Annotated in this window: 20 protein-coding genes; 17 read left to right on the top strand and 3 right to left on the bottom strand. The window is 57.5% G+C overall.

Translation table 11 applies throughout. The features are described 5' to 3' along the window. Positions 1 to 87 precede the first annotated feature (87 nt). Positions 88 to 1440 carry a molecular chaperone gene (gene yegD, locus ACOYA6_RS10705; RefSeq protein WP_422654664.1) on the bottom strand — a complete coding sequence of 451 codons (1353 nt, stop codon included), beginning with the start codon at positions 1438 to 1440 and terminating at the stop codon, positions 88 to 90. A 133-nt stretch (positions 1441 to 1573) separates the two neighbouring features. Between yegD and alkA the strand changes: the two genes are divergently transcribed. After that, the gene (gene alkA / locus ACOYA6_RS10700; protein WP_422654663.1) at positions 1574 to 2440 is read left to right on the top strand and encodes a DNA-3-methyladenine glycosylase 2; all 867 of its coding nucleotides are present in this window, start codon (positions 1574 to 1576) and stop codon (positions 2438 to 2440) included. Here the strand turns inward: alkA and ACOYA6_RS10695 are convergent. Continuing rightward, positions 2408 to 5737, bottom strand: coding sequence for a diguanylate cyclase (locus tag ACOYA6_RS10695; RefSeq protein WP_039030282.1), 3330 nt, complete (start codon positions 5735 to 5737; stop codon positions 2408 to 2410). The two genes, alkA and ACOYA6_RS10695, sit on opposite strands and share 33 nt — an antisense overlap. A 344-nt stretch (positions 5738 to 6081) precedes the next feature. Here ACOYA6_RS10695 and udk point away from each other — a divergent pair, with 344 nt between their 5' ends. The 3 genes from udk to asmA all read left to right on the top strand — a co-directional run bounded on the left by udk (position 6082) and on the right by asmA (position 9274). Next, positions 6082 to 6723: a uridine kinase gene (gene udk / locus ACOYA6_RS10690; protein ID WP_032612454.1), complete on the top strand. Its 642-nt coding sequence runs from the start codon at positions 6082 to 6084 to the stop codon at positions 6721 to 6723. Between the two features lie 89 nt (positions 6724 to 6812). Further along, entirely contained in the window at positions 6813 to 7394 is a 582-nt protein-coding gene (gene dcd, locus ACOYA6_RS10685) for a dCTP deaminase (RefSeq protein WP_039030274.1), read from the top strand. 26 nt (positions 7395 to 7420) lie between these two features. Continuing rightward, positions 7421 to 9274, top strand: a complete 1854-nt coding sequence (asmA, locus tag ACOYA6_RS10680) for an outer membrane assembly protein AsmA (RefSeq protein WP_422654662.1) — start codon at positions 7421 to 7423, stop codon at positions 9272 to 9274. Positions 9275 to 9427: 153 nt separating this feature from the next. Here the strand turns inward: asmA and ACOYA6_RS10675 are convergent, their stop codons facing one another. Beyond that, positions 9428 to 11011: a TerC family protein gene (locus ACOYA6_RS10675; protein ID WP_039030272.1), complete on the bottom strand. Its 1584-nt coding sequence runs from the start codon at positions 11009 to 11011 to the stop codon at positions 9428 to 9430. A 689-nt stretch (positions 11012 to 11700) separates the two neighbouring features. Here ACOYA6_RS10675 and ACOYA6_RS10670 point away from each other — a divergent pair. The 13 genes from ACOYA6_RS10670 to wcaI are packed head-to-tail and all read left to right on the top strand — an operon-like array spanning position 11701 to position 24346. Further along, the gene (locus ACOYA6_RS10670) at positions 11701 to 12837 is read left to right on the top strand and encodes a polysaccharide export protein (protein ID WP_138369955.1); all 1137 of its coding nucleotides are present in this window, start codon (positions 11701 to 11703) and stop codon (positions 12835 to 12837) included. 5 nt (positions 12838 to 12842) lie between these two features. Continuing rightward, complete coding sequence (wzb, locus tag ACOYA6_RS10665) at positions 12843 to 13286, top strand: low molecular weight protein-tyrosine-phosphatase Wzb (RefSeq protein WP_039030270.1); 444 nt, start codon at positions 12843 to 12845, stop codon at positions 13284 to 13286. A 2-nt stretch (positions 13287 to 13288) separates the two neighbouring features. Continuing rightward, positions 13289 to 15451 carry a tyrosine-protein kinase Wzc gene (wzc, locus tag ACOYA6_RS10660; protein ID WP_039030269.1) on the top strand — a complete coding sequence of 721 codons (2163 nt, stop codon included), beginning with the start codon at positions 13289 to 13291 and terminating at the stop codon, positions 15449 to 15451. A gap of 20 nt (positions 15452 to 15471) precedes the next feature. Beyond that, positions 15472 to 16311, top strand: coding sequence for a colanic acid biosynthesis glycosyltransferase WcaA (gene wcaA / locus ACOYA6_RS10655; RefSeq protein ID WP_039030281.1), 840 nt, complete (start codon positions 15472 to 15474; stop codon positions 16309 to 16311). 2 nt (positions 16312 to 16313) lie between these two features. Continuing rightward, positions 16314 to 16802, top strand: a complete 489-nt coding sequence (wcaB, locus tag ACOYA6_RS10650; protein ID WP_103792230.1) for a colanic acid biosynthesis acetyltransferase WcaB — start codon at positions 16314 to 16316, stop codon at positions 16800 to 16802. Next, entirely contained in the window at positions 16799 to 18016 is a 1218-nt protein-coding gene (gene wcaC / locus ACOYA6_RS10645) for a colanic acid biosynthesis glycosyltransferase WcaC (protein WP_422654661.1), read from the top strand. The genes wcaB and wcaC overlap by 4 nt, the downstream gene beginning before the upstream one ends. Continuing rightward, on the top strand, positions 17991 to 19211 hold the full coding sequence (wcaD, locus tag ACOYA6_RS10640; protein WP_138369957.1) for a colanic acid polymerase WcaD: 1221 nt from the start codon (positions 17991 to 17993) through the stop codon (positions 19209 to 19211). Before wcaC ends, wcaD begins: the two co-directional genes overlap by 26 nt. 11 nt (positions 19212 to 19222) lie before the next feature. Further along, the gene (gene wcaE, locus ACOYA6_RS10635; RefSeq protein ID WP_138369958.1) at positions 19223 to 19969 is read left to right on the top strand and encodes a colanic acid biosynthesis glycosyltransferase WcaE; all 747 of its coding nucleotides are present in this window, start codon (positions 19223 to 19225) and stop codon (positions 19967 to 19969) included. Between the two features lie 15 nt (positions 19970 to 19984). Continuing rightward, entirely contained in the window at positions 19985 to 20533 is a 549-nt protein-coding gene (gene wcaF / locus ACOYA6_RS10630) for a colanic acid biosynthesis acetyltransferase WcaF (protein WP_422654660.1), read from the top strand. 27 nt (positions 20534 to 20560) lie between these two features. Continuing rightward, a complete protein-coding gene (gene gmd / locus ACOYA6_RS10625) occupies positions 20561 to 21682 on the top strand; it encodes a GDP-mannose 4,6-dehydratase (protein ID WP_139563218.1) in 1122 nt (373 codons plus the stop codon). 2 nt (positions 21683 to 21684) lie between these two features. Continuing rightward, positions 21685 to 22650 carry a GDP-L-fucose synthase gene (gene fcl, locus ACOYA6_RS10620; protein WP_039030262.1) on the top strand — a complete coding sequence of 322 codons (966 nt, stop codon included), beginning with the start codon at positions 21685 to 21687 and terminating at the stop codon, positions 22648 to 22650. A gap of 2 nt (positions 22651 to 22652) precedes the next feature. Next, positions 22653 to 23126 (top strand): GDP-mannose mannosyl hydrolase, encoded by a 474-nt coding sequence (locus ACOYA6_RS10615; protein ID WP_422654659.1) that lies wholly within the window; start codon positions 22653 to 22655, stop codon positions 23124 to 23126. Next, complete coding sequence (wcaI, locus tag ACOYA6_RS10610) at positions 23123 to 24346, top strand: colanic acid biosynthesis fucosyltransferase WcaI (protein ID WP_422654658.1); 1224 nt, start codon at positions 23123 to 23125, stop codon at positions 24344 to 24346. Before ACOYA6_RS10615 ends, wcaI begins: the two co-directional genes overlap by 4 nt. Positions 24347 to 24349: the final 3 nt, after the last annotated feature.

The raw sequence follows: 24349 nt of genomic DNA, 5'->3' as shown, positions 1-24349 counted from the left end.
CCCTCTCCCCGTGGGAGAGGGCGGGGTGAGGGCAACAGACCGCACCAGACTAGGCCGGGCAAGCGAAGCGCCCCCGGCAATGCCACCTTAGCTGAACACCACCTGCGCCCAACGGGCCAACCCGGCGGTGACGGAACCAAAATCATCGCCCCCGGCAATTGGGATGCCCGGCAGCTGCTGCGCCAGCGCTTTTTTGATCAGCGGTGAGCGGGCGCTGCCGCCGGTCAGGTAGATGACGTCCGGCTTCTCGTTGCCGTTATCCAGCGCCAGCTGCACCTGCTCAAGGATGCGCTGTAACGGCTGCGCCAGCGCCGCCTCCAGCCCCTGCTGGCTGATGGCCGTCGCCAGCTCATCGCTGATGAACGGCAGGGTCACGGCGTGTTCTGCGGCATCTGAAAGCGCAATTTTGCTCTCTTCCGCGCTGCGTACCACCCGGTAGCTCAGACGCTGACGCCACACTTTATGCAGCAGCGCCACCTTATCGCCGTCCTGGGCGTCGCGCACCAGATCGTTAAGAAAACGCCCGTTGGCAACGCTGTAGAAATCGCTTTGCGCCGGCACGTCGTTGATCGCCACGGCGTTCCACCACGGCAGGATCGGCAGGGCGGTGCCTTTTTCTGTCTGCCCGCCCATGCCGAGCAGCGGCATCAGGCTCCTGAAGGCCAGGGCGATGTCCAGATCGTTCCCGCCGATACGACAGCCGCTGTGCCCCAGCAGGCTGCTCTCGCGATCCCGGCGCTGATGCCACTGTGGCCCCATCAGCAGCAGCGAACAGTCGGTGGTCCCGCCGCCGATATCCACCACCAGCACCCGTTTTTCGCGCTCAAGCGTCGCTTCAAAATCCAGACCGGCGGCAACCGGCTCATACTGGAACACCACGTCGCGGAATCCGGCACGCTGCGCGGCGCGCTCCAGAATCCCCTGCGCCTGCTGGTTAGCCTCATCGCCGCCCAGCCCCTGGAAGTTGATCGGGCGACCAATCACCGCCTGGGTGATCTCATCCGTCAGCTGAGTCTGGGCCTGCTGGCGAATATGCAGCATCATGGCGCAGACCAGATCTTCAAACAGCGCCACCTGCTGCGGCTTCAGGCCGCTGGCACCCAGGAAGGATTTCGGCGACTTAACGAAGTACACCTCCTCCGGATCCTCAATGTAGTGACCCAGCGACGACAGACCAAACTGCACGCTGGCCGGCGTCACATCAATATCTTCTTCGCGGTTAAAACTGACCGCCCGGCGCAGCAGCGCCTGGGTTTCCGTGCCGTTGGCCGGAACCTGATGGTGGCGGTACAGCCACTCGCTCACCGCCTCGCGGGTCGGCGCGCAGAGCATCGACGGCAGCAGCGTGCTGTTGTTTTCCATTTTCAGCAGCTGCGGCTGCCCGTTTTGCATCACCGCTACTGAACAGTTGGCGGTGCCATAGTCAAATCCGATAAACACGTCAGCGTCCCCATGCCATTGAGAAGGGGCGAGACTTTAGCGAAATGTCCGGCTGGCGACAACAGGAATATGAAAGCAAGGCGTAAGGAGCCATCTGCGTTTATGCTGTGACAGGACAAAATAAGGAGCGACGATGTTTACCCTGACCTGGCAGCCGCCCTACGACTGGCACTGGATGTTGAAATTTCTTGGCGATCGTGCGGTCGCCGGGATTGAAACCGTGACCGCCACCGACTACACCCGCAGCTTCGCCTGCCAGGGGCATCGGGGGCTGATCCACGTGACGCCGCAGCCCAACGGCACGCTGGAGGTGGCACTCAGCGACGGGCTGCTGCCCATCGCCGATCTCTGCCTGGCGCGCATCACCCGTCTGTTCGATCTGCACTGCGATCCGCAGCAGATTGAACAGACACTGGGCTCGCTTGGTGCCGCGCGCCCCGGCCTGCGCCTGCCGGGTTCGATGGATACCTGGGAGCAGGGCGTGCGCGCCATTCTCGGACAGCTGGTGAGCGTGGCAATGGCCGCGAAGCTGACCGCTAAGCTGGTGGCGCTCTGTGGCGAGCCCCTGGCGGAAGCGCCGGAATACCGCTGTTTCCCGACGCCTGACGCGGTGGCACAGGCCGATCCGCTGGCGCTGAAGACGCTGGGCATGCCGCTGAAACGCGCGGAATCGCTGATCCATCTGGCGCAGTCGGTGGTGGCAGGAGATTTCCCGACCGAGGCCCCGGATGATATCGACAGCGCCATCAAAGCGCTGCAGACCCGGCCCGGGATCGGCCGCTGGACGGCGAACTACTTCGCCCTGCGAGGCTGGCAGGCAAAGGATGTGTTTTTAGCGGATGACTATCTGATCAAGCAGCGCTTTGCCGGAATGACTCCGGCGCAAATACGCCGCTATGCTGAACGCTGGCAGCCCTGGCGCTCGTACGCCCTGCTGCACATCTGGTACACCGACGGCTGGACGCCGTCAGTTGATGGCGAAGTAGCTGGCATTGAGTAGCAGCTCCAGCGGCTGCGGCTCGCCAATGGTGTTGCCGTAGATGTAGTCGATGCCAATGCCGGAAAGCGTATCCATCATGATCGGCTGATTGCTCGGCCCGGCGATGGTCTTGATCCCCAGACGCTGGGCATGGCCCTGAACAATGGTCACCAGCATCTCATCCATCAGATTCCCGTGGACGTTTGCCACCAGCTCAGGATCGAGCAGCAGGTAGTCGGCCATCTGCGCGCTCAGGTGGTTAAACACCTCCATATCGCGCCCTACATGGCTCAGGATGATACGGCACCCGGCCTCGCGCAGCTTCTGCAGGTTGGCGTGGGTAACGTCATCTTCCTGCGTCAGGACGCTGACGTGGACGATCAGATGCAGCAGACGCGGCTGCAGCGGACAGGCGCGCAGCATCTCCAGCAGTTCATCCACCAGGGTGGCGCTGGCAAGACCGGCGGTGGAGAGCGGCAGGGCGACCCCGGTGCCTTTGTTGGTCAGCGGCGTGGCAAAATTGCGGAAAAACTCCTGCAAAATGCGTCTGTCGAGGGCGTGAATCAGCTCCGGCTCCGCCAGTCCGGCCCGGAAGGCGTGCTCTTCCAGCATCTCGCCGTCGTTGGTCCACAGGCGCAGGGCCAGCATCCAGAAGGTGCTGCTTTCCGGGATGCGTGGCGAAGCGACGCTGCGGGCGATCATCAGCAGATGATTGTCTTTAATCATATGCCACTGCTCGTCCAGCGAGATGGTGCCCGGCGCCTTGAGCATCCGCTCCTGCTGCGGTTCATACACCGTCACCACGCCACGGCCGTTGTTCTTCGAGGAGTAGCAGGCGATATCGGCCTGCGACATCACCTCGGAGGCCTGGTTATTGCGCTCGTCGATCTGGGTGATCCCGGCGCTGGCCCCGATGCGGTGCAGGCGGCCTTCCCACATAAAGTGATAGTCGTTGATGGCGTCGATAATGCGACCGGCAATGTAGCGCGCGCTTTCGGTGTTGCAGTCCGGCAGCAGCAGGCCAAATTCGTCCCCGCCAAGACGGGCCAGCATATCGGTGGAGCGCAGCATGCTCAGCATCAAGGATGAGAGTTCCCGCAGCAGCGCATCCCCCGCCGCGTGGCCTGCGGTGTCGTTGACGGCTTTGAAGCGGTCCAGATCGATAAATACCAGGGCATGACGCTGGCGCGTCTCCTGCACGGTATGCAGCATCCGCTTGAGGCAGGCCTCAAAGCTGACGCGGTTCGCCAGGTGGGTGAGGGCGTCGTGCGAGGCGTTATAGCTCAGCTCGCGCAGCATTTTGCGCGACTCGGTAACGTCCTGAATAACCAGCACCGAGCCGATATTCTGCCCGTCAAGGGTGCTCAGCGGGGTGATGCTGTAGTGAATATCGTAGCTGCCGCCGTTACGGCTGTGCAGCACCACATCCTGCTCGATGTCGCTGCGGGACATATCCCCGCTGTGGATATTCTCCATCAGCGGGCCGTTATCGCCGAAGGTGATGTGCAGGACCGAGAGGATCGGTTGCCCCAGCGCATCCTGCTGCAGCCAGCCGCTCATCTTCTCCGCCACCGGGTTCATAAAGGTGACGTTCATATTGATATCGGTACAAAGCACCGCTTCGCCGATGGAGTCGAGAGTAATGTGCAGACGCTCTTTTTCCTGGAACAGCGCCTCGTTCAGCTCTTTCACCTCGGTCATGTCCATATTGATGCCGAGCAGGCGCTCCACTTCGCCCTGTTTATTCAGCACCCGGTTCGCGAGGGCGCGGATATGGCGAATCCCGTCTTTCACCCGGATGCGGAACTCCAGCTTGAACGGCACCCGGGCTGCGAGAGAATCGCGCACCACCTGCTCCGCCTGGGCGCGATCTTCCGGCAGCATGCACTCGTGCCAGAGCTGCCAGGTGGGTTTGACGTGGGCAGGCACTTCGTACAGTTCGAACATGCGCTTATCCCAGCTGATGACGTTGGGTTTGAGATCCCACTCCCAGATGCCGATGCCGCCCGCTTCGTTCGCCAGGGTAATACGCTCCATCAGGCGCTTGTTGACCCATTCGGTATGCTTGAGATCGTTAATGTCTTCGACCTGGGCGATAAAGTAGAGCGGAGTACCGTCAGCGTGACGCACCAGCGACACCGCCAGCAGCGCCCAGACCACCTCGCCGCTGCGGGTGTAGTAGCGCTTCTCCAGCGAGTAGCTGTTGATTTTGCCCTGCAGGAGCTGGTCCAGCTGCTCCAGATCGTTCTCTAAATCTTCCGGCCAGGTGAGCTGCTGGAAATTAAGGGAGCGCAGCTCGGACTGGGAGTAGCCGAGGAACTGGCACAGCGCCTTGTTCGCCTGCAGCCACTGACCGTCGGTGCTGACCAGCGCCATACCGATAACGGAATACTCCATCGCATTGCGAAAACGCTCTTCGCTCTCGGTAATGTGCTTACGCTCGGCGCGAAACGCGTACATCACCATGGTCATCACGTTAGCGGGCAGGAGCATCATCAGGAACGGCAGCCACGGGGCGTTGATCAGCGCGCCGAAATTCTGCATGGTCAGCGGGTCGGGATCCCTGGCAATCATCAGCGACACCATCATCACCGTCACCAGGAAGACCAGGAAGGCTTCCAGACGCGGCAGGCGCACGGCGCTCCACATCAGCAGGACAATGATGGCCGTAAATGGCCAGGGCAAATAGTGCAGGGAGATCCAGCTGAGAAGCAGCGTTACCGCCATGGTCAGCAGGGTTTCAAACAGCAGGCGCGGGTTGCGGTGGCGCAGCAGGTAGTGCGGCTTAAACAGCAGGCCTAACGGCACCAGCGCCAGCGAGCCGATGGACTCCGACAGCACCCAGACCATGAAACTGCGCAGCGGCTCGTTGCTGGGCACCGCCAGCCAGACCAGCACCCCGCCCAGCAGAGGAGGGATCAGGGCGCTGCCGATCGCCAGACGGATCCAGTCCCCGAGATTCTGCAACGGGTTGTAGCCGGGGAGCAGTTTACGCAGCAGCAGGGCGCCGACAAACGCCTCCACGACGTTGACACCCGTGTACCACAGGTTAATGGAATCCCAGGAGTAGATCAGACAGGAAGCAGAGAGGTTACCAAGGCTGCAGGCGAGGGCGATGCCGGGCCACATCTTCCCGGCGTGACGGTAAAACGCCACCATCATAATGGAGGTCGGGAACCATAAGGGCGCCAAAAAAGTTCCGAAACGCGTTAATTCGAGCGAGAAAAGAGTGAATATGAAGGTAACCAGTCCAAGACTGACAAGCCGTAGTAAAGGATGTGGCGTAGTTACCAAAACGCGCTGGTATTTTTTATTCATTACCGCTTTATCCGAAGACGCCATGCCGCCAGGAGTCATCTCCGGACGCGTTGATTTTTTAATTTGGTTCATGCTAGTACAAACAATTTACAATTTATATGGTATGCGCTCATAAATTGACATCACAGAGTTATTAAACAGTTATCCTGCAATAATTTCATCTCAGGTGCTGGAAAAGTAACCGGATTAATGGTGGCCAGGATTATTCTGCATGGACTTTGAACGTCTCTCGCAGAACATTTCTATTCGGCTGGTATCATACCGACGAAATCCCTATAATTGCCGCGTTTGACGCTCAGGCGTCGTCCTTCCTTACATCCAGGTTACTCAGGTCGCAAAAATTTATGACTGATAAGTCTCATCAGTGCGTCATTATAGGCATCGCCGGCGCATCGGCTTCAGGTAAAAGTCTCATTGCCAGTACGCTTTACCGTGAATTACGTGAACAGGTCGGCGATGAGCACATCGGCGTTATTCCAGAAGACAGCTATTACAAAGATCAAAGCCATCTGTCGATGGAAGAGCGTGTTAAGACCAACTATGACCATCCAAGCGCGATGGATCACAGCCTGTTATTCCAGCATCTTCAGGCTCTGAAAAACGGCACCGCCATTGAGCTGCCTGTCTATAGCTACGTTGAACATACCCGCCTGCAGGAAACTGTTCGCATTGCGCCGAAAAAGGTCATTATCCTCGAAGGCATCCTGCTGCTCACCGACGCCCGTCTGCGCGAATCGATGAACTTCTCCATTTTTGTTGATACCCCGCTGGATATCTGCCTGATGCGCCGCATCAAACGCGACGTTAACGAACGCGGCCGCTCCATGGATTCCGTGATGGCGCAGTACCAGAAAACGGTACGCCCAATGTTCCTGCAGTTTATTGAACCATCCAAACAGTACGCCGATATTATCGTGCCGCGCGGGGGTAAAAACCGCATCGCCATTGATATTCTGAAAGCGAAAATCAGCCAGTTTTTTGAATAACACGCGCGAATTGTGTACCGTTCAAAGATAACCGGGTTCGCCCTCCGGCTCGCAAGGCCGGAAGGCGCGCTGCACGAAAGGAGAAAGTGATGCGTCTTTGTGACCGTGATATTGAAGCCTGGCTGGACGAAGGCCGTCTGAGCATCACCCCGCGCCCGCCCGTCGAGCGCATTAACGGCGTGACTGTGGATGTCCGTCTGGGGAATAAGTTTCGTACCTTTAGCGGTCATACCGCACCATTTATCGACCTGAGCGGGCCGAAAGATGAAGTCAGCGCCGCACTCGACCGGGTGATGAGCGACGAAATCGTGCTCGACGACGGCGAGGCGTTCTACCTGCATCCGGGTGAGCTGGCGCTGGCCGTAACCTTTGAATCCATCACCCTGCCTGCGGATCTGGTCGGCTGGCTCGACGGGCGTTCGTCTCTGGCGCGCCTGGGGCTGATGGTGCACGTGACCGCCCACCGTATCGATCCAGGCTGGTCCGGACGTATCGTGCTGGAGTTTTTCAACGCCGGCAAACTGCCGCTGGCGCTGCGCCCGGGCATGATGATTGGCGCGTTGAGCTTTGAGCCGTTAACCGGCCCGGCGGCACGTCCGTATAACGCCCGCCAGGATGCCAAATATCGCGACCAGCAGGGTGCTGTCGCCAGTCGTATTGATAAAGACTAAGTCCGAACCGGTCCATTGAGGAAGCCATGAGAAGAGTTCTGACCACGCTGATGATTTTGCTGGTGGTGCTGGTTGCTGGCCTGTCAGCGTTGGTTCTGCTGGTCAATCCCAATGACTTTCGCGCCTACATGGTGCGTCAGGTTGAGGCGCGCAGCGGTTATGCTCTGAAGCTGGATGGCCCGCTGCGCTGGCACGTCTGGCCGCAGCTCAGCATTCTTTCCGGGCGCATGTCGCTCACCGCGCCGGGGGCCTCCGCGCCGCTGGTGTCTGCTGACAATATGCGCCTCGACGTGGCGTTGATGCCGCTGCTTTCGCATCAGCTCCAGGTCAATCAGGTGATGCTCAAAGGGGCGGTGATCCAGCTCACCCCGCAAACCGAAGCCGTTCGTAATGCCGAAGCCCCCGTGGCGCCGCGCGAAAATACCCTGCCTGATAAAGCGGATGACGCTGGCTGGTCATTTGATATTGGCCGCCTGAAGGTGGCCGACAGCGTGCTGGTGTTCCAGCACGAAGGGGATGAGCAGGTCACGGTGCGCAATCTCAACCTGCAGATGGACCAGGATGAGCATCATAAAGGCAAGATCGACTTTAGCGCCCGGGTGAACCGCAATCAGCGCGATCTGACCCTGGCCTTCTCCGCCAACGTCAACGCCTCCGACTATCCGCACCTGCTGAGCGCCGACATTCAGCAACTCAGCTGGCAGCTGACCGGCGTCGATCTGCCGACGCAGGGCATCAGCGGGCAGGGCACGCTGCAGGCGCTGTGGCATGAGGAGCAGAAGCAGCTCGAACTCAATCAGCTTAATTTGCAGGCCAATGACAGCGCCCTGACCGGTGAGGCCAGTGTGCTGCTGGGCACCGACCCGCAGTGGAACATCAACCTGCAGTTCGACAAGCTCAATCTGGAAAATCTGCTCCCGGCGCAGGCTGCCGCGGCGACAAACAGCGAGGCGGTACAGCAGGGACAAACCCAGGCCAGGTCGCAACGTCCGGTGATCGCCTCTAATCTGGACGAACCGGATTATAACGGCCTGCGCGGCTTTAGCGCCGATGTCCAGCTGAAAGCGAACAGCGTGCGCTGGCGCGGAATGGACTTCACCCAGGTCAGCAGCCAGCTGAGCAACAAGAACGGCCTTCTGACCATTGCGGAGCTGAGCGGTAAACTGGGGGAGGGGAGCCTGTCTTTACCCGGTACACTCGATGTGCGGAAAGCCGCTGCCCAGACCGCCTTCCAGCCGCGTCTTGATAACATTGAGATCGGCACCATCCTGAAAGCGTTTAACTATCCGATTGCCCTTACCGGCAGCCTGACCATGGCCGGTGACTTCTCCGGCAGCAAGATTGACGCCGAAGCCTTCCGCCGCAACTGGCAGGGTGAGGCGCATCTGGAAATGCACAATACCCGCATGGAAGGGCTTAACTTCCAGCAGCTGGTGCAGCAGGCGGTAGAGCGCAGCAGTAACGTGAAGGTCAAAGAGAACTTTGACAACGCCACCCGTCTGGACAGCTTCGTTACCGACCTGACGCTCGACAGAGGGCAGGTGACGCTGGAGGATATGCAGGGCGAGTCGCCAATGCTGACCCTTGAAGGAAACGGCACGCTGGATCTGGTTAAAGAGACGGCTGATACCCGCTTTAAAGTCCGCGTGCTGGAAGGATGGCTTGGCGAAGGCAAGCTGATCGATTTCCTGAAAACCACGCCGATCCCGCTGAACGTATACGGCAACTGGCAGGCGCTGAACTACAGCCTGCAGGTGGATCAGCTGATGCGTAAGCATCTGCAGGATGAAGCGAAACGCCGGTTAAGTGACTGGGCCGAGAAGAATAAAGAGTCGAAGAACGGTAAAGATGTGAAGAAGCTGCTGGAAAAGATCCAGTAGGTTTAAACACCTTCACACCCCACCCCTCACCCCTGCCCTCTCCCCATAGGGGAGAGGGGGAAAACCCGATCGAGCTCATGCTTAAAGACCGCACCTGACTGTTCCCTCTCCCCTATGGGGAGAGGGTTAGGGTGAGGGGTGAGGGCCACAGCATCAAACCTCGTAATCCACATCCTCCTGCGTGATCAGCGGAATCAGCTGCACTTTCTGCACCCGGTGGTTCTCCACCTCCAGCGTTTTCAGGGCGTAATCTCCCACCTGTACCTCTTCGCCCGGCTGCGGTATCCGCTGCAGGTACTCCATCAGCAGGCCCGCGATGGTGTGGTATTCGCGCTTGTCGTCCAGCGGCAGGGGCACATACTGCACCAGATCCTCCAGCGGCATATGGCCGTTGGCGGTCCAGCTGCCGTCGGCATTCTTCTGGATATCATGCCGGGCGTCGATCTCTTCCACCTCGTTCGGCAGATTGCCCGCAATGGTCTCCATCACGTCGCTGAGCGTCACGATCCCCTCCACGGAACCAAACTCATCCACCACAAACGCAAAATGGGTACGCGCGTTGCGGAACTGCTCCAGGGCCTGCAGCAGCGGCAGCACCTCCGGGAACACCAGCGGCTGGCGGATCAGCACCCGCAGGTTTAACGGCTCGCCGCGCAGCTGCTGATTAAGCAGGTCGATCACATGCACCACACCCAGCAGCTCCTCTTCCCGATCGCTGCCGGTGACCACGATGCGGGTGTGCTGGTTTTTATCCAGCAGGGCGCGGATATGTTCTTCCGGCGCGTTAAGGTCGATATGCTCGATATCGTGGCGCGAGGTCATAATGCTGCTGACGGAGCGCTGGTTAAGGTGCAGCACCCGCTCAATCATCCGCCGCTCCTGCGGGGCAAAGATCGGGCTGTCGTCATGGTCGGCCAGCAGCGAGGCAGACTGCGCGTCCAATTCGGCATCCTCCTTTTTCCCGCTCAGCAGGCGGATCACCGTATCGGCGGTGCGCTGGCGCAGGGTCTGGTTGGCAGAGAGAAAACGGCGGCGGTTAAAGATCGCCAGCTGGTTCAGCGCCTCGATAATCACCGAGAAGCCAATTGCGGCGTAGAGATACCCTTTCGGAATATGGAAGCCAAAACCGTCTGCCACCAGGCTGAAGCCAATCATCAGCAGGAAGCTCAGGCATAAAATGACAATCGTCGGGTGATCATTGACGAAGCGCGTCAGCGCCTTGCTGGCCATCACCATCAGCGCGATGGCGATGATCACGGCGGCCATCATGACGGGCAGGTGATCGACCATGCCCACGGCGGTGATCACTGAATCCAGCGAGAAGACGGCGTCCAGCACCACGATTTGCGCCACCACCGCCCAGAATTTCGCGCCGCGGCGTTGGGTGGGGTTTTCGCTGTCCTTACCTTCCAGCCTTTCGTTGAGTTCGACAGTGGCTTTGAAGATCAGGAAAAAACCACCAAACAGCATAATCAGATCGCGAGCGCTGAAGCCAAAACCGTGGACGGTAAACAGCGGGCGGGTGAGGGTCACCAGCCAGGAGATAGAGGCCAACAGCAGCAGGCGCATGATCATCGCCATTAACAGACCGGTAATGCGGGCGCGGTCGCGCTGAGCAGGGGGCAGTTTTTCGGCGAGAATAGCGATAAAGACCAGGTTATCGATACCGAGCACAAGCTCCAGCACCACCAGGGTGACCAGGCCGGCCCATATTGATGGATCTGCTATCCATTCCATAGTGAGAGTAATACCTTTCGTTATATGACAATTGTCACATTTCGATCATGGATACTGCGCCAGAAAAATGCAATGCCAGCCGGGCATTTATCTGCACAGATTTTACTTAACGCGTATGAAATAAACCCCTCACTCTGTGGGCTAATAGTGGAATAAATCCGAATAAAGTAAAATAAGAAATATCGCAGGTCGATAAGTGTATTTAATAATGTCAATATCAAGCTATTCCTAAAAACACAGAAATGCGACCGTTAATATTAATCTTAAAAGCCACGCCTTGGGTGATGTTTCCTTGCCTGCTTTTCAGATAGCTGCAACAATTCTTTCAGCATCAAATAGCGGTCATTTTTGATGCTATTTCTGTGTCGGTTTAATGACGTGATAAATCTATATTGGGTTCGGAATTATCCTGTCCTTTATATTTTTCATTAAACGCTATCAAAGAGGGTGTTTATCCCTAACTTGCTGTTTAAGCAGTGAATTGGTAACTGAAAGCCAAGGGCGGTAGCGTGCCTGAAAGCGTGTTAATCAGCCTCGATTATTCTGTCAATAGCCTGAGAGCGAATAAGCTTCTTTTAGGACTGATGCCAGTTATATTTCTCTTTTATTGACTGCATGCTAAAAGTAATACGCCTTCGCACTTATTTAAATGCACAGGATAATTACTCTGCCATAGTGATAAATAATCAATGATGAAATCCAAAATGAAATTGATGCCATTATTGGTGTCTGTGACCTTAATGAGTGGTTGTACGATCTTTCCCGGCAGCAATATGTCAACCTCGGGCAAGGATGTGATTAAACAGCAGGACGCTGACTTTGATATTAACCGCATGGTGAATGTTTATCCCATGACCCCGCAGCTGGTTGAACAATTACGCCCCCGCCCGGTTGTCGCGCGACCTAACGTCAGCCTTGATGAAGAGATCGCCAACTACCAGTACCGCGTCGGGCCTGGCGACGTGATTAACGTCACCGTCTGGGATCACCCCGAACTGACCACTCCCGCCGGGCAGTACCGTAGCTCCAGCGATGCCGGTAACTGGGTCCAGTCGGACGGCACCATGTTCTATCCCTATGTCGGCAAGATCCGTGTTGCAGGCAAAACCCTTAGCCAGATCCGCAGTGATATTACCGGCCGTTTAGCGCAGTACATCGCTGACCCGCAGGTGGACGTTAATATCGCCGCATTCCGCTCGCAAAAAGCCTACGTCTCCGGCCAGGTGAATAAATCCGGCCAGCAGCCAATCACTAACGTGCCGTTGACGGTGCTTGATGCCATCAACGCCGCGGGCGGCCTCACCGATGGCGCCGACTGGCGCAACGCGGTGCTGACCCATAAAGGCAAAGAGGAGCGTATCTCCCTGCAGGCCCTGATGCAGAACGGCGATCTGAGTCAGAACCGTCTGCTCTATCCGAGTGACATTCTGTTCGTGCCGCGCAATGACGACCTGAAAGTGTTCGTGATGGGTGAAGTGAAGAAACAGAGCACCCTCAAGATGGACTTCAGCGGCATGACCCTGACCGAAGCGCTGGGCAACGCGGAAGGACTGGATATGAGCACCTCCGACGCCAGCGGCATCTTCGTCATCCGTCCGATTACTGGAAACGGTGCGAAGGGCAAGATTGCCAACGTTTACCAGCTGGATATGTCTGATGCCACCTCGCTGGTGATGGCGACCAGCTTCCGCCTCCAGCCGTATGACGTGGTCTATGTCACTACCGCGCCGATAACGCGCTGGAACCGTGTGATGAACCAGCTGATGCCGACCATCAACAATATCCACACGATGTCCGATACGGTGCATCAGTACCACAACTGGTGATAGCGATGTTTAACAAGATTCTGGTGGTGTGTGTGGGGAACATCTGCCGTTCCCCTACCGCTGAACGGCTTTTGAAACAGTATCAACCGCAGCTCACCGTGGCGTCAGCCGGGCTGGGCGCGCTGGTGGGCAAAGGTGCCGACGAGCGTGCGCGTCAGGTTGCCGCAGAGCATCAGCTTTCACTCGACGGGCACTGCGCCCGTCAGGTGTCGGCCAGCCTGTGCCGCGATTATGACCTGATCCTGGCGATGGAAAAACGCCATATCCACGCCCTGTGCGATATCGCACCGGAAATGCGCGGCAAGGTGATGCTGTTTGGTCACTGGGATAACGAACGTGAGATCCCCGACCCCTATCGCAAAAGCCACGAAGCGTTTGAGGCGGTTTACACCTTACTCGACCAGTCTGCCCGCCAGTGGGCACAGGCACTGAACGTTCAGCAGGGATAATAATGACAGCAAACGTAAAACCTTCTGCCGCGCCGAGTGCGGGCGGTGATGAAATTGATATTGGTCGCCTGATCGGCACCGTGGTCGAGGCGCGCTGGTGGGTGATTGGCATTACCGCCGTGTTCGCCGTTGCGGCGGTGATCTATACCCTCTTCGCCACGCCGATCTACAGCGCCGATGCGCTGGTGCAAATTGAGCAGAACAGCGGCAGTTCCCTGGTGCAGGACATTGGTTCGGCGCTGGCGAACAAGCCGCCCGCCTCGCAGGCGGAAATTGAGCTGATCCAGTCCCGCCTGGTATTGGGCAAAACCGTGGACGATCTGGATCTCGATATCGGCGTCAGCAAAAACAGCTTCCCGGTGTTTGGCGCGGGCTGGGATCGGTTGATGGGCCGTCAGAACGACACCGTCAAAGTGACCACCTTCACGCTTCCTGCCGGGGGGGCCAGCCAGGTCTTTACCCTTGAGGTGCTGGGAAAAGATCGCTATCAGCTCACCAGCGACGCCGGGTTTAGCGCCGAGGGCAAGGTGGGGGAGATGCTGACAAAAGACGGCGTGAGCATGATGGTCAGCGCCATTCATGCCCAGACCGGCAGCGAGTTTACCGTCAGCAAATTCTCGATGCTGGGGATGATCAATAACCTGCAGGGCAACCTGACCGTCACTGAAACCGGAAAAGACACCGGGGTGCTGAGACTGAACTTTACCGGGGAAGACAAGGATAAGATCCGCGACATCCTCAACAGCATTACCCGCAACTACCAGGCGCAGAACGTGAAGCGCAAGTCGGAAGAGGCGTCAAAGAGCCTCGAGTTCCTTGCGAAACAGCTCCCGGAAGTGCGCGGCCATCTGGATCAGGCCGAGAACAAGCTCAACGCGTTCCGTCAGGATAAAGACTCCGTCGACCTGCCGCTGGAGGCGAAGTCGGTGCTGGATTCGATGGTCAACATCGACGCCCAGCTGAACGAGCTGACCTTTAAAGAGGCGGAAATCTCCAAGCTCTACACCAAACGTCACCCGGCCTACCGCACGCTGCTGGAAAAACGCCAGACCCTGGAAGAGGAAAAGGCGAAGCTGAATAATCGCGTCACCGCGATGCCAAAAACCCAGCAGGAGATCCTGCGTTTGACCCGCGACGTTGAATCGGGCCAGCAGGTCTATATGCAGCTGCTGAATAAACAGCAGGAGCTGAAGATCACCGAGGCGAGCACCGTGGGCGACGTGCGCATTGTCGACCCGGCCATCACCCAGCCGGGCGTGCTGAAGCCGAAGAAAGCGCTAATTATTCTCGGCAGCATTATTCTCGGCCTGATGCTCTCCATCGTTGGCGTGCTGCTGCGCTCCCTGTTTAACCGTGGGATCGAAAGCCCGCAGGTGCTGGAAGAGCACGGCATCAACGTCTACGCCAGCATCCCGCTGTCGGAGTGGCAGAAGTCGCGTGACAGCGTCAAAACCACCAACGGCGTCAAACGCTACAAACAGAGCCAGCTGCTGGCAGTGGGCAACCCGACGGATCTGGCTATCGAAGCCATCCGCAGCCTGCGCACCAGCCTGCACTTCGCCATGATGCAGGCCAGCAACAACGTGCTGATGCTCACCGGGGTCAGCCCGTCCATCGGGAAAACCTTCGTCTGTGCCAACCTCGCGGCGGTGGTCAGCCAGACCAACAAGCGCGTGCTGCTGATCGACTGCGATATGCGTAAGGGCTACACCCACGAGCTGCTCGGCACCAACAACGAGAACGGTCTGTCGGACATTCTGCTGGGCAAGGGCGATATCAGCCAGTGCGCGAAGCCGACCTCGATCCCTAATTTTGACCTGGTCACGCGCGGGCAGGTGCCGCCGAACCCATCGGAGCTGCTGATGAGCGAGCGCTTTACCCAGCTGGTGGAGTGGGCGAGCAAAAACTATGACCTGGTGCTGATCGACACCCCGCCAATCCTCGCGGTAACGGATGCAGCGGTTGTCGGCCGCCATGCGGGCACCACCCTGATGGTGGCGCGCTATGCGGTGAACACCCTGAAAGAGGTGGAAACCAGCCTCAGCCGCTTCGAGCAGAACGGCATCGCGGTGAAAGGGGTGATCCTCAACTCCATCTTCCGCCGCGCCAGCGGGTATCAGGATTACGGGTATTACGAGTACGAATATAAATCGGACAGCAAGTAATGAGCCATTCGGGGAATACCATGACACCACGTCCTTTGATTTCCATTTATATGCCGACATGGAACCGTCAGCAGCTGGCGATCCGTGCGATAAAATCGGTATTGCGCCAGGATTATGACCACTGGGAATTGATCATCGTTGATGATTGCTCCTCCTCGTACGAGCAGCTGCAAAAGTTTGTCGCTGACCTGAACGATCCGCGGGTGATCTACACCCACAACGCCATCAACTCCGGTGCCTGTGCGGTCCGTAACCAGGCCATTTTGCAGGCCAAAGGCCAGTACCTGACCGGCATCGACGATGACGATGAGTGGACGCCGAACCGGCTGTCGACCTTCCTGTCCCATCAGCATCACCTGGTGACCCACGCGTTTTTATACGCCAACGACTACGTCTGCGAGGGGGAGGTCTACTCCCAGCCCGCCAGCCTGCCGTTGTATCCAAAATCGCCGTACTCGCGCCACCTGTTCTACAAGCGCAATATCATCGGCAATCAGGTCTTTACCTGGGCATGGCGCTTCAAGGAGTGCCTGTTCGATACGACCCTTGCCGCCGCCCAGGATTACGACATCTTCCTGCGGATGGTAGTGGAGTACGGCGAGCCGTGGAAGGTGGAAGAAGCCACGCAGATCCTGCACATCAATCATGGCGAAATGCAGATCACCTCGTCGCCGAAAAAGTTCTCCGGCTACTTCCACTTCTATCGCAAGCATCGGGACAAGTTCGACCGCGCCAGCCGCAAATATCAGCTGTTTACGCTCTATCAGATCCGCAACAAGCGCATGAACTGGCGCACGCTGCTGACCCTGATTTCAGTGCGTAACGGTAAGCGTCTGGCTGATGGACTGCGGGGGAAATAATGGTGCTGGAAGATTGTCGCGCAAACAGCTGGAGCCTGCGCCCCTGCTGCATGGTGCTGGCCTACCGGGTGGCCCATTTTTGCTCGGTGTGGCGCAAAAAGAACGTCCTTAACAATCTGTGGGCGGCGCCGGTGCTGGTGCTTTATCGCATCATCACCGAGTGCTTCTTCGGCTACGAGATCCAGGCCGCGGCCACCATCGGTCGTCGCTTCACCATTCATCACGGCTATGCCGTGGTGATCAATAAATTCGTGGTCGCCGGGGATGATTTCACCATTCGCCACGGGGTGACCCTTGGCAACCGCGGCCCGGACAGCCTGGCCTGTCCGGTGATCGGCAATAACGTTGAGCTGGGCGCCAACGTGGTGATGATCGGTGATATCACCGTCGGCAATAACGTCACTATTGGGGCGGGAAGCGTGGTGCTCGACAGCATCCCGGACAACGCGCTGGTGGTGGGCGAGAAGGCCCGCGTGAAGGTGATCAAATGAACATTCTGCAATTTAACGTGCGTCTCGCCGAGGGCGGGGCGGCAGGGGTGGCGCTGGATCTGCACCAGCGCGCGCTGCAAAAAGGACTTCAGTCGCGCTTTGTCTACGGTTACGGCAAGGGCGGCAAGAAAAGCGTCAGCCACGATCGCTATCCTAATGTGGTGAAACACACTCCGCGGCTGACCTCGGTGGCCAACATCGCGCTGTTCCGCCTGTTTAACCGCGACCTGTTTGGCAATCTCAACAGCCTGTACCGCACCGTCACCCGCACGCCGGGCCCGGTGGTGCTGCATTTCCACGTGCTGCACAGCTACTGGCTTCGGCTTGCAGAGGTGGTGGCGTTCTGCGAGAACGTGCAGGCCCATAAGCCGGACACCACGTTCGTCTGGACCCTGCACGATCACTGGAGCGTGACCGGCCGCTGCGCCTTTACCGACGGCTGCGAAGGGTGGAAAGACAACTGCCAGAAATGCCCGACCCTCAGCAACTACCCGCCGGTGAAGGTGGATCGCGCCCATCAGCTGGTGGACGGCAAACGCCAGCTGTTCCGCGACATGCTGGCGCTGGGCTGCCAGTTTATCTCCCCCAGCCAGCACGTGGCCGATGCCTTTAACAGCCTGTACGGGGCAGGGCGCTGCCGGATCATCAACAACGGCATCGACGTGGCGACGGAGGCCATTCTGGCCGAGCTGACCCCGGTCGCGGTGACCGCCGGCAAGCCGAAAATCGCCGTGGTCGCCCACGATCTGCGCTACGACGGCAAAACTAACCAGCAGCTGGTGCGTGACATGATGGCGCTCGGCGACAAAATCGAACTGCACACCTTCGGTAAATTCTCGCCGTTTGAGGGGCCGAACGTGGTGAACCACGGCTTCGAAACCGACAAGCGCAAACTGATGAGCGCCCTTAACGGCATGGATGCGCTGGTGTTCAGCTCCCGGGTCGATAACTACCCGCTGATCCTGTGCGAAGCGCTCTCCATCGGGGTGCCGGTGATCGCCACCCACAGCGACGCCGCGCGGGAAGTGCTGGAAAAATCCGGGGGCAAAACCTTCAGCGAAAACGACGTGCTGCCGCTGGTGCAGCTGGCGAAGGCGGAGATCGCCCAGGCGGTGTTCGGCACCTCCCTTGAGGCGTTCCGCGCCCGCAGCCGCCAGGCCTACAGTGGACAACAGATGCTGGAGGAGTATGTCTCGTTCTATCAGAATCTGTAGCTATCTGCTGCTGCCGCTGGTCTACCTGTTGGTCAACGTCAAAATTGCCCAGCTGGGGGAAAGTTTCCCCATCACCATCGTCACCTTCTTACCGCTGCTGCTGTTGCTGTTTGTCGACAAAATCAGCGTGAAGAAGCTGATGATAGCCCTGGGATTGGGCGTGGGGCTGACGGCCTTCAACTACATCTTTGGTCAGTCGCTGGATGCCAGCAAATATGTCACCTCCACCATGCTGTTTGTCTATATCGTGATTATCATCGGCATGGTGTGGAGTATTCGCTTTAAAACGATATCGCCGCACAATTATCGGAAGATCCTCAGGTTCTTTTATCTGGTCATTGGCATCATCGTTTCTATTGCTGCCCTGGAGATGGCGCAAATTATTCTCACCGGCGGCAGTAGCCTGATGGAAATAATTTCGAAATATCTTATTTACAGTAATAGCTATGTACTGAATTTCATTAAATTTGGCGGAAAACGTACCACGGCGCTCTATTTCGAACCGGCATTCTTCGCTCTGGCGTTAATCTCAATTTGGCTCAGCATCAAACAGTTTGGTATCAAAACGCCCAAGAGCGATGCTATGATTCTTGCAGGAATTGTTCTGTCAGGTTCGTTCTCCGGGGTAATGACCTTTATTCTGTTTTACCTCCTTGAGTGGGCGTTTCAGTACCTGAATAAAGAGGCGATCAAGAAAAAGTTACCTTTAGCGATCATTTCATTGTCAGTGTTTTTAGTCGGGGTGGTCTTTGCCTTCCCGTATATTTCCGAACGTCTGGGTGATTTAGGTACCGAAGGGTCGTCATCTTATTATCGTATTATCGGTCCGCTGGTGATGGTTGGGTACTCTTTAACCCATATTGACGGCGTTGTCAGATTCGGCTCACTTTATGAATATGTCGCATCATTCGGAATCTTTAACGGTGCGGACGTCGGAAAAACAATAGACAATGGCTTGTATCTGCTGATTATTTATTTCTCATGGTTCGCAGTATTATTAACGGCGTGGTATCTGTTTAAAGTTTTCAAAATGACGATCAGCGCCTTTGGTGATAATCAGAATTTTCGCGTACAGCTTTATCTTTTTACGCCGGTGTCGCTGTTTTTTACCGGGTCAATATTTAGCCCGGAGTACGCATTCTTAATTGTTTGCCCGTTTATTTTGCGCAAGGCGCTGAATATTACGCATTCATAACGAGGTGGTTTATGTTACTCAGCGTTATTACTGTTGCCTTTCGTAACTACGAGGGTGTGGTAAAAACCTGGCGGTCGCTGCGCAATCTGGCAGGCGATCCCAGCCTCAGCTTTGAATGGATTGTGGTGGATGGCGGTTCGAACGACGGCACTGCGGAGTTTCTCGAAAAGCTCAACGGTGAGTATAACTTACGTTATATCAGCGAGAAGGATCGCGGTATCTATGATGCCATGAATAAGGGTATCGATATGGCGCAGGGGCGCTACGCCATTTTCCTGAACTCCGGCGATATTTTTCATGACGACGTGGCGCAGTTTGTGCGTCAGCTCAGCCGGGCGAACGACAATGCCATGTACATGGGCGACGCCTTACTCGATTTTGGTGACGGAAATAAAGTACGCCGTGCGGCGAAACCGGGCTGGTATATTTATCACAGCCTGCCGGCCAGCCATCAGGCGATTTTCTTTCCGCTGAGTGGGTTAAAAACTTACCCGTACGATCTGCAATATCGCGTCTCATCGGATTACGCCCTGACCGCGCGACTGTATAAAGCCGGTTATCCGTTTAAACGCCTGCCGGGTCTGGTCTCTGAATTTTCGATGGGCGGGGTGTCAACCTCGAATAATCTGGAATTATGTCAGGACGCCAAAAAAGTTCAGCGCGAAATATTGCGCATGCCGGGCGCGCTCGCGGAATTATCTTATTTATTACGTCTGAAAACGACGGGTAAAACCAAAGCCTTATATAACAAAGTCTGAATATAAGGAAAGAGTATGCAGGAATTAAGCGGCTTCTCTGTGCCAAAAGGGTTTCGCGGCGCAGGCGGCATTAAGGTGCAGTTATGGTGGGCCGTTCAGGCAACGTTATTTGCCTGGTCACCGCAAATTATGTATCGCTGGCGCGCATTTTTATTACGCTGCTTCGGCGCAAAAATCGGAAAAAACGTAGTGATTCGCCCCTCGGTAAAAATTACTTACCCGTGGAAATTAACCTTAGGGGATAACGCCTGGGTTGGCGATGACGCGGTGTTATACACCCTCGGCGATATTTCGATTGGTGCGAATGCGGTGGTATCACAGAAATGCTACCTGTGCACCGGCAGCCACGATTATATGAGTCAACATTTTGATATTAACGCGCAGCCAATAATCATTGGCGAGAAATGCTGGCTGGCGACCGACGTATTTGTCGCCCCCGGCGTCTCAATTGGTAACGGTACCGTTATTGGCGCGCGCAGCAGTGTTTTTAAGTCGCTACCGGCAAACAGGCTTTGCCGTGGCAATCCCGCAGTGGTGATACGCGAACGCGTTGAAACTGAATAACTTCTGATAAGTCTGGAGAAAATAAACATGTCTAAAGTCGCTCTCATCACCGGCGTAACCGGACAGGATGGTTCTTATCTGGCGGAACTCCTGCTGGAAAAAGGCTACGAAGTGCACGGAATCAAACGTCGTGCCTCCTCTTTCAATACCGAGCGCGTGGATCATATCTACCAGGATCCACACGCAACGAACCCGAAATTCCACCTGCACTACGGCGATCTGACCGATACCTCCAACCTGACCCGTATTCTGCAGGAAGTGCAGCCGGACGAGGTCTATAACCTGGGCGCCATGAGCCACGTTGCGGTCTCCTTCGAGTCCCCGGAATACACCGCTGACGTAGACGCCATCGGTACCCTGCGTCTGCTGGAAGCGATTCGTTTCCTCGGTCTCGAGAAGAAGACCCGTTTCTACCAGGCTTCTACCTCCGAGCTGTACGGCCTGGTGCAGGAGATCCCGCAGAAAGAGACCACCCCGTTCTACCCGCGCTCCCCGTATGCGGTGGCAAAAATGTACGCCTACTGGATCACCGTTAACTACCGTGAATCCTACGGCATGTATGCCTGTAACGGCATTCTGTTCAACCACGAATCCCCGCGCCGCGGCGAGACCTTCGTGACCCGCAAAATCACCCGCGCTATCGCCAACATCGCCCAGGGCCTCGAGAAGAAGCTGCACCTCGGCAATATGGACTCCCTGCGTGACTGGGGCCATGCCAAAGACTACGTCAAGATGCAGTGGATGATGCTGCAGCAGGAAAAACCGGAAGACTTCGTTATCGCCACCGGCGTGCAGTACTCCGTGCGTCAGTTCGTTGAGATGGCAGCGGCTCAGCTGGGCATCAAACTGCGCTTCGAAGGCACCGGCGTGGAAGAGAAGGGCATTGTGGTTTCCGTGACCGGCCACGACGCACCGGGCGTACAGCCGGGCGACGTGATTGTGGAAGTTGATCCGCGCTACTTCCGTCCTGCCGAGGTTGAAACCCTGCTGGGCGACCCGACCAAAGCGCATGAAAAACTGGGCTGGAAACCAGAAACCACGCTGCAGGAGATGGTCTCCGAAATGGTGGCTAAAGATCTCGAAGCGGCGAAAAAACACTCCCTGCTCAAATCCCACGGCTACGAGGTTGCCATCGCGCTGGAGTCCTGAGAATGACCAAACAACGTATTTTTGTTGCCGGACATCGCGGGATGGTGGGTTCGGCGATCGTCCGCCAGCTGGAACAACGTGGCAACGTCGAACTGGTGCTGCGCGGTCGTGACGAGCTTAACCTGCTGGATGCGCAAGCGGTAGAGGCCTTCTTTGCCGAACAGCGCATCGACCAGGTCTATCTGGCGGCGGCAAAAGTGGGGGGTATTGTTGCCAACAATACCTACCCGGCGGACTTCATCTACGAGAACATGATGATCGAGAGCAACATCATTCACGCGGCGCACCTGCACAACGTGAACAAGCTGCTGTTCCTCGGCTCATCCTGTATCTATCCGAAGATGGCGAAGCAGCCGATTGCCGAGAGCGAGCTGCTGCAGGGCACGCTTGAAGCCACCAACGAGCCGTACGCCATCGCCAAGATTGCCGGGATCAAGCTGTGCGAATCCTATAACCGCCAGTATGGCCGCGACTATCGCTCGGTAATGCCGACTAACCTGTACGGCCCGAACGATAACTTCCACCCGAGCAACTCCCATGTGATCCCGGCGCTGCTGCGCCGGTTCCATGAGGCGAAGGCCGGTAACGCGCCGGAAGTGGTGGTGTGGGGCAGCGGCACGCCGATGCGCGAGTTCCTGCACGTGGACGATATGGCGGCTGCCAGCATCCACGTGATGGAGCTGGCCCAGGAGGTGTGGCAGGAGAACACCGAGCCGATGCTGTCGCACATCAACGTCGGCACCGGCGTGGACTGCACCATCCGCGAGCTGGCGCTCACCATCAGCCAGGTAGTGGGGTACAAGGGGCGCGTGGTGTTCGATGCCACCAAACCTGACGGCACCCCGCGCAAGCTGCTGGACGTGACCCGTCTGCACCAGCTGGGCTGGTTCCACGAGGTGACGCTGGCGCAGGGGCTGGCCAGCACGTACCAGTGGTTCCTGGAAAACCAGCACCGATTCCGGGGGTAACTATGTTTTTGAGTCAGGAAGATTTTGCCACTGTGGTGCGTTCCACCCCGCTTATCTCCATCGATCTGATTGTGGAGAACGAGCGCAGTGAGTTCCTGCTCGGGCAGCGTACCAACCGCCCGGCGCAGGGCTACTGGTTCGTACCGGGCGGGCGGGTGCAGAAAGACGAGACGCTGGAAAATGCCTTTGCGCGTCTGACGGAGGCGGAGCTGGGGCTCCGTCTGCCGATGACGGCGGGGCAGTTCTACGGTGTCTGGCAGCACTTCTATGACGACAACTTTTCCGGCACCGATTTCACCACCCACTACGTGGTGCTCGGTTTTCGCCTGAAGGTGGATCGGGCGGACCTGCGTCTGCCTGATGCACAGCATGACGACTACCGCTGGCAGACGGCAGAACAGCTGCTGGCAAGCGATAACGTGCATGACAACAGCCGGGCCTATTTTCTGCAGCAGGCCGGAGTGCCGGGACTATGAAGATCCTCGTATACGGAATTAACTATTCCCCCGAACTGACCGGTATCGGTAAGTACACCGGCGAGATGGTCGAATGGATGGCCCGCCAGGGCCACGAGGTGCGGGTCATTACCGCACCGCCTTACTACCCGGAGTGGCAGGTGGGCGAGTCCTACTCCAGCTGGCGCTACCGTCGTGAAGAGGGCGCCGCCACCGTCTGGCGCTGCCCGCTGTACGTGCCGAAGCAGCCATCGACCTTAAAACGTTTGATTCATCTGGGCAGCTTTGCCCTGAGCAGTTTCTTCCCGCTGATGGCGCAACGTCGCTGGAAGCCGGATCGCATTATCGGCGTGGTGCCAACCCTGTTTTGCACCCCGGGCATGCGCCTGCTGGGCAAACTCTCGGGCGCGCGCACCCTGCTGCACATTCAGGATTACGAAGTGGACGCCATGCTGGGCCTGGGAATGGCCGGGAAAGGCAAGGGCGGCAAGGTGGCGAAAATGGCCAGCGCCTTCGAGCGCAGCGGCCTGCACAACGTCGACTACGTCTCCACTATCTCGCGCTCAATGATGAACAAGGCGCAGGAGAAGGGCGTGGCGGCGGAGAAAGTGATCTTCTTTCCCAACTGGTCAGAAGTGGCGCGTTTTCGCGATGTAACACAGGCGGATGCCGAAGCCCTGCGCGAGCAGTTGGGTCTGCCAGAGGCCAAAAAACTCATTCTTTATTCGGGCAACATCGGCGAGAAGCAGGGGCTCGAGAACGTCATTGAGGCCGCCGAACAGCTCAGCGGTCAGCCCTGGCAGTTTGTGATTGTCGGGCAGGGCGGTGGCAAGGCAAGGCTGCAAAAAATGGCCCGCGAACGCGGCCTGCAGAACGTCAGCTTCCTGCCGCTGCAGTCTTATGACGCCTTACCGGCGCTGCTGAAGATGGCCGATTGCCATCTGGTGGTGCAAAAGCGCGGCGCGGCGGATGCCGTTCTGCCCTCCAAGCTGACCAACATTCTGGCGGTGGGCGGCAACGCGGTGATCACCGCCGAGGCCCACACCGAGCTGGGCCAGCTGTGCGACAGCCTGCCGGGGATCGCGGTGTGCGTCGAGCCTGAATCGGTGCCCGCGCTGGTAAGCGGGATCGAACAAGCCTTATCTATGCCCAAAGAGAACGCGATAGCGCGTGACTATGCCGAACGCACGCTCGAGAAAGAGAACGTGCTGAACCAGTTTATTGCAGATATTCGGGGATAAATC

It is taken from the genome of Leclercia barmai (genome assembly GCF_049312895.1).
GTDB lineage: Bacteria > Pseudomonadota > Gammaproteobacteria > Enterobacterales > Enterobacteriaceae > Enterobacter > Enterobacter barmai.
This window is presented reverse-complemented; position numbering and strand designations above follow the sequence as displayed.